Raw genomic sequence first — 13,240 nt, 5'->3', positions numbered from 1 at the left:
TAGTAAAGGGGAGCATCTCGATGCCAGAGACACTGATCAAGGTCGATCTCACCAAGTCGGCCTATGATAATGACATGGTGCACAACCGCTGGCACCCCGATATCCCGATCGTGGCCTGGGTCAATCCCGGCGATGACTTCATCATCGAGACCTATGACTGGACCGGCGGCTTCATCAAGAACAACGATTCCGCCGACGACGTGCGCGACATCGATCTGTCGATCGTGCACTTCCTGTCCGGCCCGATCGGCGTCAAGGGCGCCGAGCCCGGCGATCTCCTCGTCGTCGATCTGCTGGACGTGGGGCCGCTCAAGGAGAGCCTGTGGGGCTTCAACGGCTTTTTCTCCAAGCAGAATGGCGGCGGCTTCCTCACCGACCATTTCCCGCTGGCGCAGAAGTCGATTTGGGACATCAAGGGCCTCTACACCTCGTCCCGCCACGTGCCCGGCGTCAACTTCGCCGGCCTGATCCATCCCGGCCTGATCGGCTGTCTGCCCGATCCGAAGATGCTGGAGATGTGGAACAAGCGCGAGGCCGAGCTGATCTCGACCAATCCGACCCGCGTGCCCGGCCTTGCCAATCCGCCCTTCGCACCGACCGCCCATGGCGGCCGCGCCAAGGGAGATGCCAAGGCCAAGATCGGCGCGGAGGGCGCGCGCACCGTGCCGCCGCGCGAGCATGGCGGCAATTGCGACATCAAGGATCTTTCGCGTGGCTCGAAGATCTACTTCCCGGTCTACGTGCCCGGTGCGGGTCTCTCGATGGGCGACCTGCATTTCAGCCAGGGCGACGGCGAGATCACCTTCTGCGGTGCCATCGAGATGGCCGGCTGGCTGCATCTGAAGGTCGAGGTGATCAAGGACGGCATGTCGAAGTACGGCATCAAGAACCCGATCTTCAAGCCGTCGCCGATCACGCCGAACTACAAGGACTATCTGATCTTCGAAGGCATCTCGGTGGATGAAGCCGGCAAGCAGCACTATCTCGACGTCCACATCGCCTACCGCCAGGCCTGCCTCAACGCCATCGAGTATCTGAAGAAGTTCGGCTATTCCGGCGCCCAGGCCTATTCGATCCTCGGTACTGCACCGTGCCAGGGCCATATCTCCGGCGTGGTCGACGTGCCCAACGCCTGCGCCACGCTGTGGCTGCCGACCGAGATCTTCGACTTCGACGTGATGCCATCGGCGGCCGGTCCCATCAAGCACATCACCGGCGATATCCAGATGCCGATCTCGCCTGACAAGTGACGCTTGCGCTCCCTTTCCCCGTTCTTGCGGGGAGAGGGTTGGGGTGAGGGGCTGTCTCCGCATGAACGATGACAGTGAGTTTGCGGAAACTCCCCCTCACCCGGACGCTCCGCCATGACCGAACGTGAAGGGGTACAAGATGCCGGTCTACGAATATCTTTGTGACGACTGCGGTCCATTCAAGGACCTGCGCCCGATGGCGGAATGCGACGATCCGCAAAGCTGTCCGCACTGCGAGACGCTGGCGCCCCGCGTCATCCTGACCGCGCCGAACTTCTTCTGCATGCCGGCCGACAAGCGCAAGGCGCACGCGGTCAACGAGCGCAGCACACATGCGCCGCAGACGCTCGCACAGTACAAGGCTTCGCACGGCCCCGGCTGCGGCTGCTGCTCCTCGGGCAAGACCGTGAAGGACAAGGGCGCAACGGACAGGAAGAAGCCGGCGCGTCTGATGACCAAGACCAGGAGCGGCGCCAAGGGTTTTCCGACAGCGCGGCCCTGGATGATCAGCCACTAACCCACGCGGCTGCCTGATCGGCGGCGGCCCAGAACAACGAGTCAAGTACAGGAGCGGTCAACATGCTTCACGGCGATATTTCCAGCAGCAACGACACGGTCGGCGTTGCAGTGGTCAATTACAAGATGCCCCGGCTGCATACCAAGGCCGAGGTGCTCGATAACGCCCGCAAGATCGCCGACATGATCGTTGGCATGAAGCTCGGCCTGCCGGGCATGGACCTCGTGATCTTCCCGGAATACTCCACGCAAGGCATCATGTACGACTCCAAGGAGATGTACGAAACGGCATCCATGGTGCCGGGCGAGGAAACCGCGATCTTTGCCGAGGCCTGCCGCAAGGCGAAGGTGTGGGGCGTGTTCTCGCTGACCGGCGAGCGCCACGAGGAGCATCCGCACAAGGCGCCCTACAACACCTTGATCCTGATGAACGACAAGGGCGAGATCGTGCAGAAGTACCGCAAGATCATGCCCTGGGTGCCGATCGAGGGCTGGTATCCCGGCAATTGCACCTATGTGTCCGAGGGGCCGAAAGGGCTCAAGGTCAGCCTGATCATTTGTGACGACGGCAATTATCCCGAGATCTGGCGCGACTGCGCCATGAAGGGCGCCGAGCTGATCGTGCGTTGCCAGGGCTACATGTATCCGGCCAAGGAGCAGCAGGTCATGATCTCCAAGGCCATGGCGTGGGCCAACAATGTCTATGTCGCCGTCGCCAATGCCGCCGGCTTCGACGGCGTCTATTCCTATTTTGGTCATTCCGCGATCATCGGCTTCGACGGCCGCACCCTCGGCGAGTGCGGCGAGGAGGATTACGGCATCCAGTACGCCCAGCTCTCGAAACATCTGATCCGCGATGCGCGCCGCAACGGCCAGTCGCAGAACCATCTCTACAAGCTGGTCCACCGCGGCTACACCGGCATGATCAATTCCGGCGACAGCCCGCGCGGCGTCGCGGCGTGTCCGTATGATTTCTACAAGAACTGGATCAAGGACCCCGAAGGCACGCGCGACATGGTGGAAGCGATGACCCGCTCGACCCCGGGCACGGACGAATGCCCGATCGATGGCATCCCGAATGGAGCGTCTCCGAGCAATTACTGAGGTATTGCCGGCGCACGTCACCCGCTCATGCGCCGGCAACGACGTCGCGCGTCACGTAGCGGGTCCTACCGCTTCTGCTGCTCCGTGGGCCTGCGCGGTGGACGCGGCGGCGCTGGCGTCCCGCTCATCTTGTTGGCGGTCTCGCTGACGTCGAGCAGCGAGCGGCGAATGTCTTCGAGGTAGGTCGCCGACTTCTTCTTCATGGTGTCGGCAAGCTCGTGCAGTCCCTTGATCTTCTCCAGGAGCTCGTCGGCCTTGCCGTCGACGAAGCCCGGCACCGCGCTCTCGATCTTCGCGACCGCCTTGTCGAATCCGGCAAAGGCGCTGTCGACCTTGGCCATGACCGAATCGATTTCCGCGCCCTTGCTTCGGAGGTCGGCAGTGTGGCCCTCGAACGTGCGCAGGCCCTCCTTGATCGCCGGCGCGTTGTTCACGATCGTGCGGTCGACGCTGTGCAGCGTTTCGACGATGGATTCGGCGTCGCTGAGATCGGCCGTCAGCACGGGAATGCCGTCCGTGTCCAGCGGCACCGGCGGCGCAGAGGGCGCGCCGCCGATCAGCGAGATCGCGGCAACGCCGGTGAGGCCCTGGAACTCGATGCCTGCCACGGTGTCGTTGCGGATCGGTGCGGTGTTGTCGAGCATCACCAGCGCAACGATCCTGCGGGGGTTGTCGAGCTTGATCGACAGGATCTGGCCGGCGGGCACGCCGTCGAAATTGACCGGCCCCCCGCGGCGCAGGCCGCTGGCGGAACCACCCTCGAATACCACGCGCAACTGGCTGCGGCTCTGGATGGTGCGCCATTTCTGCACGCCGAGCAGGCCGCCGAACGCCACGGCGATCGCCGCCAGCGTTGCCGTTCCGATCACAAGATTGCTCGCGCGCGCCATGCAGGGACGATTCTACGGCCAAAGCGGAGAAGTTGGAAGGAGCCTGGATGGAGCTTTGGCCGTCATATTAGAGCGGGCGGGTTAACGACTTGTCCGCCGCAGCTCGAAGAGCGAAGGCGGAAGCGCAACCTGCCGACGCCTCGCGTGTGGATGGGCCGATTTGGTGGATCACGCTGCGCTGATCTACCCTGCGGTACTTCAATGTCCAGCCGCGCGTCTTGCCGCAGCGTTGTTCAGCACGATCAGGGCATCGACGGCCACGCCCGTCCTGGTGTTGATCAGGAACGGGTTGATATCGATCGAGGCGATCCGGTCACCGGCATCCGCGATCAGGTTGGAGAGGCCGACCAGCGCCTTCACCGCCGAGGCCTCGTGCAAGGCCGGCCTGCCGCGATAGCCTCGCAGCTTGATGCCGGCCTTGGTGCGGCCGATCAGAAGCCGCGCCTCGGCCTCGTCCAGCGGCGCGCCGGCGAGGGCGACGTCCTTCATCAGCTCGATGTCGATGCCGCCGGTGCCGAACAGCACGACAGGCCCCATCTCGGCATCGAGGGAGGCGCCCACCACGAGCTCGAGCTCGGCCTTGACCTGCTGTGCGATCAGGATGCCGTCGAGCTTCGGCTTGCCCTTCAGCTTCTTGACCCGCGCCGTGATGTCGGCGAACGCCTTCTTCACCTCGGCCGCGCTGTTGAGGTTCAGCACTACGCCGCCGATGTCGGACTTGTGCAGGATCTCGGCGCTGACGACCTTTGCCACGACCGGGAATCCGATCTGCCTGGCGATCCCTGCGGCTTCCGCTGCCGTCTGTGCGATCGCCTCTTTGGAGATCGGGATGCCGTAAGCCTTGAGGAGCTTCTTCGAGGCGACCTCGTCGAGCGCGGCGCCGGTCGCCGATTTCAACGTCTTCTCCAGCACGGCGCGCGCGGCGGGCTTCGAGCTCGAGACGATGTCCGGCACCTCCTTGCGCAGCTTCGCGTAGTCGAGCAGCGACTTGATCGCGGTCACCGCACGGTCCATGCCCTGCATGACCGCAAGATCCGGCAGCGACTTGCGCAAGCCCTTGGTAAACTCGGTGAAGCCGATCGACATCGCGCTGATATAGATCACCGGCTTGCCGGCCTGCCCCGCCATTTCGTTGACGATGCGCAGATTCCGCTCGCGCAGCTCGTGTGGCGCTTTCGGCAGTTCGGCATCGACGATCACGATGTCGATATCGGGGTCGTCGATCATCAGCTTGATCGACTTCATATAGACGGAGGGATCGACGACCGCCGCAAAGCCGGCGTCGAGCGGATTGCCGACGATCGAGCCGGGGCCGAGCATCTTGGCCAGCTCCGAGCTGACATGCGGGCTCAGCGGCGCGAAATTCAGGCCCGCGGCGTAGAAGGCATCGATCAGCATGCCGCGCTTGCCGCCGGAGAGCGTGACGGCGGCGAGCCGGCCGCCTTTGGGCACGGCAGCGTGCACGAAGCATTCGGTGGTCTCGATCAGCTCGTCGAGCCCGCCGACCCGGATGACGCCTTCGCGCGTTGCGATGGCATCGAACGTCTCGATCGAGCCCGCAAGTGCGCCGGTATGCGCCATCGCCGCGGCGCGGCCGCCCTCGGATGCGCCGAGCTTGAGCGCGATCACGGGCTTGCTCGCGGCGCGCGCCGCCTTGCAGGCGTCGCGGAACGCCTTGGTGTTGCGCACCCCTTCGAGGTAGACGACGATCACCTTGATGCTCGGATCCTCGGCGAAATAGCGCATCAGGTCGGGCGTCTCGAGTCCGGCCTCGTTGCCTGTCGTCACCATGTAGCCGACCCCGACGCCGCGATCCTCCAGCGCCTGGCGGATCGCCATGACGATCGCGCCCGATTGCCCGGCGATCGCCACCGTGCCCTGTTCCATGGTGACGATTCGATCGTCGATGTTGGTGAAGAGCCTTTCGCCGGCGCTCAGATTGCCCAGGCAGTTCGGGCCGGTGACGGCAAGGCCCGTCTCGCGCACGGCCGCCTGCAGTTCGGCGGCAAGCTTCTGGCTTTCGTCATCCTGCAACTCGCTGAAGCCCGAGGTGACGATGGTGGCCGAACGCGCGCCGGCCGCGGCGGCGTCGCGGATCACCTGCACGGCGAAGCGTGCCGGCACCAGCACCAGGACGTGATCGGGCTTCTCGGGAAGGCTCACAAAATTCTTGTAGCAGGGGACGCCCCAGATGGCGTCGCGCTTGGCGTTGACCGGATAGAGGCCGCCCTCGAAACCGTATTTGATCAGATTGTTCCAGATGCGCTCGGCATAATTGCCTGGCTTGTCGGTTGCACCCACCAGCACGATGTTGCGCGGGTGCAGCATGGCGTGGATGCCCTTGACGATGTCGCTGGCATCGGACGCTGGAGACCATGGATGGAACGCGGACGCAGCAGACACCTGGGCTTCCATGCCGTGACCTCACCTGTTGTTCTTCTTGGTCGAGTGCCACTCCGTTCTATGGCGAGTCCTTCGGAGTGGCAACCTTGGGGGTGGTATGCCGTATGGTGGAATGAGCGACGCTGGCGCGTGTCGTCGGCTCGGTGAGCGATCTACCTGTCGGCCCCAACCAATGTTGCATGCAGGATGTAGCGCTCGGGGCCGGAGGTGACGGCGTCGAATGGCCAACAGGTCGCGAGAACAAGCTCGAAGCCCTGTGTCGTGGCGTCGATGCCCGATGCGTCGAAACGGACCACGGCCGAGGAATCCGCGCGATAGCTGAAATGTCGACCGTCGCGACGTGTGACATCGATGATGTCACCAATGGCGACATTGCGCAGGAAGCGGAAATGAGTGTCGCGATGGGCGGCATAGACCGCAATCCCGCGTTCACCCGCATCAGCCGATTGGTCGATATGGCCGGGGCCAAAAGCGAGCGCCTGTCCGCTCGCGCCTTCCAGCACGATGGCGCTGGCACCGATCCGCCTCACCTCGATCCGCGCGACCGGCCAGGTGTCGGCCCAGGACCACGGCTTCACCGCCTGTCCCGTCGCAATGCTTCGGTCGAACGCCCGCTCCAGCAGCATTTGGGCGAGCCATGCCTTGGCGTGGATGTAGGCGCCGTCGCCGAACAAGAAGAGGCCGACAAGCGTGAGAGCCAGAGGAGAGATGAGGCGGAGCATCTGTATCTCTTTGTTGGTCATTCCGGGGCGGCTCGTAGAGCCGAACCCGGAATCTCGAGATTCCGGACTCGATGCTTCGCATCGCCCCGGAATGACATCCCCAAAAAAGGCGCGCGCGGCCGTTTGTAGGGGACGGGCAGCCGCGCGCGCTGACAGAGGAGTTCGGGGCGCTCCTCTCTCAAGCGGCGTCGGTGAGCAAGCGCCGACGCCGGTTGAACACGAACAGGATCAGGGCGAGCACGATCAGGATCAGGCCTGCGATCATTTTGAGCTCGGCCGAGGTTGCAGTCTTTGGCAGGCGGATCGTGTCGGGTGCCGCGGGCTTCGGTTGCCTCGCTGACGGCTGGTTGCGCGCGTCGGCATGGCGTTCGCGCAGCTGTGTCGGCGTCAGGTGCGACCGCTCGCCGAACACTTTCTCGAAATCCCAGCCGGCCGGCAGATTGATCGGGAGGTCGCTGAGCTTGAGCGGCTCGCCTTCGGGCCGGCTCGGCGTCCTGTCGACTGCAACGAGGCTGGTGAGCCGCGTGACGATCTGATGATCGAGCGCCAGCGCCAGGATCGCCTTGTCGGATTCTTCGGGCGTCATCTCGCGCATGGCGCGCGCCACTTCGGCATCGCCGATCTTGCGCTTGGCCCAGAGCTTCGACAGGCCCCTGCCTTCAGCGGCGCTCTGTAGCGGCAGCGTCACCGACCACGGGCGATCGCCGACGCGTCCCTTGATTTCAAGTGAGCCCGCGAGCTTGTCGAGCCTGGCCGCCAGCACCAGCGGCTCGTCACGGTAGACGTCCGGAATGATCGCCGGGGTGATGTCGGCCTTGGCGTCGGAGAATTTTGCGGTGAGGCCGGTCACCACCGGATTCTCCAGCTTGGCGAACAGGCCGCGCATGCGTTCCTCGACCTGCTCGACCGAGCCGATGTGGGTGAACGCGCCGCGGCCGAGCTCGGCGGCGCGCGTCATCAGGTGGGTGTTGGGCGCCGAGCCGATGCCGACCATGAACACGCGCGAACGGCCGCGCATGGCCGTGATCGTCTCGAACAATTGCTGCTCGTTGCCGATCGCGCCGTCTGTCAGGAATACGACCTGACGGACCATGCTGCTGTCGCCGAGCTTGTCGGCGAGCGCAGCGCGCATCGCCGGTACCATCTCGGTGCCGCCGCGCGCCTGCAAGGCGCTGACGAACGAGGTCGCCTCGCCGACATGCGCGGCGTCCGCCGGCACGGAAGCCGGAAACAGCACGTCCATGGTGTCATCGAAGCGGATCACGTTGAAGCGGTCATTCGGCTGGAGCCGGCCGAGGGCATAGAGCAGGCTCGCCTTGGCCTGAACGATGGAGGTGCCGCCCATCGAGCCGGAATTGTCGATCACGAACACGACCTCGCGGGGCAGCGGCTTCTGCGTTGCCTGCTCGACGCCGGGCGGAGTGACGAAGGCGAGCAGGTAGTCGGCATCGCCAACATGCTCGCGGAACAGGCCAACCGACGGCGCCATCCCGGCGGCTGGCTTCCAGGTCAGCTCGAAATCGCGATCGGCGGGGACAGCGCCATCAGCGAGCGTCACGATACGCGTCGTGTCGTCCGGACTCTCGACCTTGACGTCATGGTGGTGACTCCTGACCTCGCCGAGCGCAAAGCCGGCCTTCAGGCGCACGGTGATGCTGGTCGGGTTGACCGGCGCATTTCTGGCGGGATCCAGCACCTGCGGCGAGATGCGGTCGCGATCCGGAACCGGATCAGATGTCGCTGCGCCCCACCCCGAGCCGTCGTTGCGGAAGTCGACGCTCTGCACGATCGGCGCCGGATTGTAGCGCGGGGCGACCACCAGCGGCACGCGGAGCGAATATTCGCCGCCGGCCTGATGCACCGGCTCCTGATACTCGATCTGCACCAGCACGGTCTCGCCGGGACCGATATTGGCGACCGAGTTGGTAAAGACGTTGGGCCGCTCCTGCTCGGTGAGCGCGGCCTTCTGGCCGGCGCTTCGTGCCTGCTCGTAGATCACACGGGCTTGCTGCCGCTCCTTGATGTCGCCGACGATGACGTGGTCGCCGACCACCATCTTCAGCGTGTCGACGGCACCATTGGCTGCGAGCGGATAGACATAGGTGGCCGCGACCCAGTCCCTGGTCGGATTGCGGAACAGTTGCGTGACGCGGGCGCGCAGCGTCGGGCCCGATACGGTGATGTCGATGTCGGTGCCGAGACGGATCGCCTCGGTATAGGCGCCGTCTTCCTTCAGGAGCAGGCTGCCCGACCGTGCCTCGCCAGGTTGGAGGAGGCTGGCCTGCTCGGCCGTTGCCGACCAGCCCGTCCCGAAGCTCACCAGCAGGGCCACGAAGGCCACCAGCATCACCGCGACGCCCTGTGCGAGAAGGAATAATCCGAGCTTGATCAGCCGGCCCAGCACGGGGTGTTCGTCGCTGTCGGCTGTGTCGTAGGTATCCATTTGGCCTGCTCCCGTTGGCTGCTTGCTGGCCCTCAGGATCGACTTGGAGAGGCTGATTTCGCGAGCAGAATGATCGGCAATGTTCCGCCGCGGCCGGCGCGAGCAGGCTGCCGTCGGGCGGCCATGTGCGGTTTTGTGCTGGTTTGTCCGCCCTGCTAGAATGGCACTCCCAGGGCAGGGTTGATGATGCAAATGCAGGCCGACAAGCAGCTTTCGGACGAGCAGAGCCGCGAGATCGCGGAGACCATTCGCGAAGAGCTGGCCAGACGCCGGATCTCCCGGCAGGCCCTGGCCGAGCAGGCCAAGCTCAGCCTGTCGACGCTGGAGAAGGTGCTCGGCGGCCGCCGGCCGTTCACGCTGGCGACGACGGTCCGGCTCGAGCAGGCGCTAGGCGTCTCCCTGCGCAAAAGCGCCATCGTGGTGACGCCTCCGGCCGCAAGCGACGTCGCGCCCGACAGCCTCGGCTCCTATGCTCATCGCGCCGTGACCTGGCTCGAGGACGTCTACATCACCCTGCGGCCGTCCTTTGGCGACAAGGACGCGATCTTTGCCTATCGCACCGAGATCGTCTGGGAGCCGAAGGTCTCCGCACTGGTCTTTCGCGAGGGCGAGCGGACCGACGCCGCCTATGAGCACACCGGCGAGGTTGCCGTTCCCCATCAGTCCGGCTTCATCTACCTCGTCATCATCAAGCACGGTCAGCATCGCGTGATCACGGTGTCGCGGCCGACGGTTGCCGGCGAGATGTACGGCATCATCTCGACGCTCCGCGCCGGCCCCGGCTCGCAGCTCACGCCGATCGCCGCGCCCATCGCCTATGTGCCGCTCAGGAATATTCCAAAGCCGTCCCTGGGGCGGGTTGCGCCCGACGACGGCAACTACGTCTTGTACCGAAAGCACCTGCGCCGCACGGTGGAAGAGCCCTTTGCGCTCTTCCTGCCGGCATAGCCTCGCCTCGACGTCGCTCGTACACAAGAAGATAGCGGCCTTTCGGCCGCTATCTGGGTTGGGCAAAGTTCAGCTGATGTGAGCTAGCCTCCCGTCTCGGCGCTGATGATGTCGCCGAACAGCTCCCACTGACCAGCCTTGAAGCGGATCATCTTGAGCTGCTCGATCGGTGCGAAGTCGTTGGCGCCGGTATTGATCTTGATGCCGGGGATCAGCGTATCGGGCGCAAAATCCTTCAGGCTCGCGGCCTGCTTCATCACGTTCTCGCGCGTGAGGTTGTCGCCACACTGCTTCAAGGTCTGGACCAGGGTCTGCGCGGCGGCATAGCCGTAGACGATGTTGGTGTCGGAGACGTTGGCGCCCGGCATGTACTTGTCGATGAAGGCGAGAAACTTCTTCATGCCTTCGTCGTCCTTCCATTGCGGGTCCGATGCGTCCTTCAGATAGCTCGCCGACAGCACGCCTTCCGACGCGTCGAGCCCGGCAGGCTTCATCACCGCGCCGATCGAGATCGACACGTCGGTCATCACATGCATCGGCCTCCATTCGAGCTCGGCGATCTTCTTGATCGCCTGTGCCGCGAATTTCGGCGTCGAGATGTTGACGAAAACGTTGGCGCCGGTGCCCTTCAGCTTGACGATGTGGGAATCGATCGAAGGCTCGGTGGTCTCGTAGCTCTCTTCCGCGACGATCAGCGAGGAGGCCTTGTCGCCGAAGATCTCCTTGATGCCGGCGACGTAGTCCTTGCCGAAATCGTCATTGGCATAGAAGATCGCGACCTTCGCATCGGGCTTGGCCTGCAAAATGTACTTGGCGAAGATCCGCGCCTCGACCCGGTAGCTCGGCTGGAAGCCCATGGTCCAGGGAAAACCCTTGGGGTCGTTCCATTTGCTGGCGCCCGTGGCGAGGAAGAGCTGCGGGACCTTCTTGGCGTTGTGATACTTCTGCACGGCGGTCTGGGTCGGCGTGCCCAGCGCATTGAAGACCAGGAACACCTCGTCGCTCTCGATCAGCTTGCGGACCTGCTCCACGGTCTTGGGCGGCGAATAGCCGTCGTCATAGGAGATCCAGTTGATCTTCCGGCCGTTGATGCCGCCCAGGTCGTTGATCATCTTGAAATAGGCTTCCTCGGTCTTGCCGATGATGCCGTAGGCGGAAGCGGGACCCGAATAGGCCTCGACATTGCCGATCTTGATCTCGGTGTCGCTGGCGCCGGTGTCGTATTTCTTTTGTGCGAAGGCGCCTTGAACTGAAAGCAAGGTCAGGGCCGTTGCCGCGGCGAGCAGGGCGAGTTTCTTGTTCTTCATGGAAATTCCTTGAGGTTTCTTGTGGTTTGGATAGGCACTTCAAAACAAAAAAGCGCCCGCGAGGGGCGCTTTGGTCAGGCATTGGCGACCTTCTTGTCGATTTCGGAAGCGACCGAGAACTCCTTGCGCAAGGTCGGCTTGTGGATCTTGCCGGTGGCGTTGCGCGGCAGTGCCTCGACGAAGCGGATCTGACGCGGGCATTTGAAACGCGCCAGATTGGCCGCGCAATGCGCGAAGACCTCGGTCTCGGTCAGCTTTTGTCCCGGCTTGACCGCGACGATGGCGAGCCCCACCTCGCCCCATTGCGGATCGGGAATGCCGATCACGGCCGCCTCCGCGATGGCCGTGAGCTGGTGCAGGACGTTCTCGACCTCGGCCGGGTAGACGTTCTCGCCGCCGGAGATGTACATGTCCTTCCAGCGATCGACGATGTAGTAGAAGCCTTCCTCGTCGACGCGGGTCGCATCACCGGTGTGCAGCCAGCCGTCGGTGAAGGACGTCTTGTTCGCTTCCGGCCTGTTCCAGTAGCCCGGCGTGATGTTGGGGCCCTTGACCCAGAGCTCGCCGAGTTCGCCGACATCGGCGTCGCTGCCATCGGGACGCACGATGCGTACCTCGGTGTGCAGCACCGGCTTGCCGGCGGAGCCGGCCTTGCGCGCGGCATCCTCGCGATCGAGCACCAGCACGGCCGGCGAGGTTTCGGTCATGCCATAGCCCTGCTGAAGCGCGACGCCGCGCGCCTCCCAGACCTTGAGCAACGGCACCGGCATCGGAGCGCCGCCGACACCGCCGACGATCAGCCGGCTGAGGTCGGTGGTCGCGAAGGCCGGGTGCTGCGCCATGAACTGGTAGATCGCGGGCACGCCGAAGAACACGTTGATGCCCTGCGCGGGATCGTTGATCAGGCCGAGCGCCGTGCCAGGATCGAAGGCGCGCATGATCATCACGGTGCCGCCGGCGTGCAGCACCGGATTGGTGTAGCAATTGAGACCGCCGGTGTGAAACAGCGGCAGCACGGTGAGGAGCACCGAGGCCGGCCCGATGCAGGCGGGGCCGCCGAGATTGACGCAGTTCCAGAATGTCATGCCATGCGTGATGGTCGCGCCCTTCGGATGGCCCGTCGTGCCCGAGGTGTACATGACGGTCGAGACGTCATCGAGCGTGACCTCTTCGGCGCGGTCGAGCGGCTTCGCGGCGGCAATGCCGGCTTCATAGGTGCCGCCCGGGCCGAGCAGCAGGCTGGTCGCAACGTTGCAGAGCTTTGCGACGGCGAGCGCCGTCTCGGCCAGATCTGTGTCGTGGATCATCACCTTCGGCGCACAATCGGCAGTGATGAACTGGAGCTCGGGAACGGTGAGGCGCGTGTTCAGCGGAACGAAGATGGCCCCTAACCGGCCGCAGGCGAACTGCACCTCCAGCGTATCGGTCGTGTTCAGCGCCAGCACCGCGACACGGTCGCCGCGCGAGATCTTCAGCGTGTGACGCAGGAACGAGGCGAGGCGCGAGACGCGGGCGTCGAGCTGCGCGTAGCTGAAGCGGCGCTCGCTTGCGAGATCGATCACCGCAACCTTGTTCGGCGTGCGGCGGCCATGATGGGCGATCCAATCGTAGTAGCGAACGGCCAAGAATTCCTCCCTCGGCGGTCTGTGCCGCCCTC

At 64.3% G+C, this 13,240-nt stretch carries 10 protein-coding genes; 4 read left to right on the top strand and 6 right to left on the bottom strand.

The annotated features are described in order from the left end of the window. Nucleotides 1-20: 20 nt before the first annotated feature. The 3 genes from fmdA (at nt 21) to FJV43_RS15220 (ending at nt 2,870) form a co-directional block, all read left to right on the top strand. The gene (fmdA, locus tag FJV43_RS15230) at nt 21-1,250 is read left to right on the top strand and encodes a formamidase (protein ID WP_239628158.1); all 1,230 of its coding nucleotides are present in this window, start codon (nt 21-23) and stop codon (nt 1,248-1,250) included. A gap of 139 nt (nt 1,251-1,389) precedes the next feature. Beyond that, nucleotides 1,390-1,767: a zinc ribbon domain-containing protein gene (locus tag FJV43_RS15225; RefSeq protein WP_239628157.1), complete on the top strand. Its 378-nt coding sequence runs from the start codon at nt 1,390-1,392 to the stop codon at nt 1,765-1,767. A 62-nt stretch (nt 1,768-1,829) separates the two neighbouring features. Then, nucleotides 1,830-2,870 (top strand): aliphatic amidase, encoded by a 1,041-nt coding sequence (locus tag FJV43_RS15220; protein ID WP_035716139.1) that lies wholly within the window; start codon nt 1,830-1,832, stop codon nt 2,868-2,870. A 65-nt stretch (nt 2,871-2,935) separates the two neighbouring features. Here FJV43_RS15220 and FJV43_RS15215 read toward each other — a convergent pair whose 3' ends face one another. The 4 genes from FJV43_RS15215 to FJV43_RS15200 form a co-directional block, all read right to left on the bottom strand. Then, nucleotides 2,936-3,760 (bottom strand): MlaD family protein, encoded by an 825-nt coding sequence (locus tag FJV43_RS15215; protein WP_239628155.1) that lies wholly within the window; start codon nt 3,758-3,760, stop codon nt 2,936-2,938. Nucleotides 3,761-3,958: 198 nt separating this feature from the next. Then, nucleotides 3,959-6,175 carry an acetate--CoA ligase family protein gene (locus FJV43_RS15210; RefSeq protein WP_239628147.1) on the bottom strand — a complete coding sequence of 739 codons (2,217 nt, stop codon included), beginning with the start codon at nt 6,173-6,175 and terminating at the stop codon, nt 3,959-3,961. A 140-nt stretch (nt 6,176-6,315) separates the two neighbouring features. After that, complete coding sequence (locus FJV43_RS15205; protein ID WP_239628145.1) at nt 6,316-6,885, bottom strand: class GN sortase; 570 nt, start codon at nt 6,883-6,885, stop codon at nt 6,316-6,318. A gap of 178 nt (nt 6,886-7,063) precedes the next feature. After that, the gene (locus tag FJV43_RS15200; RefSeq protein WP_239628143.1) at nt 7,064-9,328 is read right to left on the bottom strand and encodes a marine proteobacterial sortase target protein; all 2,265 of its coding nucleotides are present in this window, start codon (nt 9,326-9,328) and stop codon (nt 7,064-7,066) included. Between the two features lie 186 nt (nt 9,329-9,514). Here FJV43_RS15200 and FJV43_RS15195 point away from each other — a divergent pair, with 186 nt between their 5' ends. Next, a complete protein-coding gene (locus tag FJV43_RS15195) occupies nt 9,515-10,276 on the top strand; it encodes a helix-turn-helix transcriptional regulator (RefSeq protein ID WP_239629432.1) in 762 nt (253 codons plus the stop codon). 83 nt (nt 10,277-10,359) lie between these two features. Here the strand turns inward: FJV43_RS15195 and FJV43_RS15190 are convergent, their stop codons facing one another. After that, nucleotides 10,360-11,583, bottom strand: a complete 1,224-nt coding sequence (locus tag FJV43_RS15190) for an ABC transporter substrate-binding protein (RefSeq protein WP_239628141.1) — start codon at nt 11,581-11,583, stop codon at nt 10,360-10,362. A 74-nt stretch (nt 11,584-11,657) separates the two neighbouring features. Next, on the bottom strand, nt 11,658-13,208 hold the full coding sequence (locus tag FJV43_RS15185; protein ID WP_239628139.1) for a long-chain fatty acid--CoA ligase: 1,551 nt from the start codon (nt 13,206-13,208) through the stop codon (nt 11,658-11,660). Nucleotides 13,209-13,240 lie beyond the last annotated feature (32 nt).

It is taken from the genome of Bradyrhizobium sp. I71, assembly GCF_022354745.1.
Taxonomy (GTDB): domain Bacteria; phylum Pseudomonadota; class Alphaproteobacteria; order Rhizobiales; family Xanthobacteraceae; genus Bradyrhizobium; species Bradyrhizobium liaoningense.
Note: the sequence above shows the minus strand (reverse complement) of the source record. Positions and strands in the feature narration are given on the sequence as shown.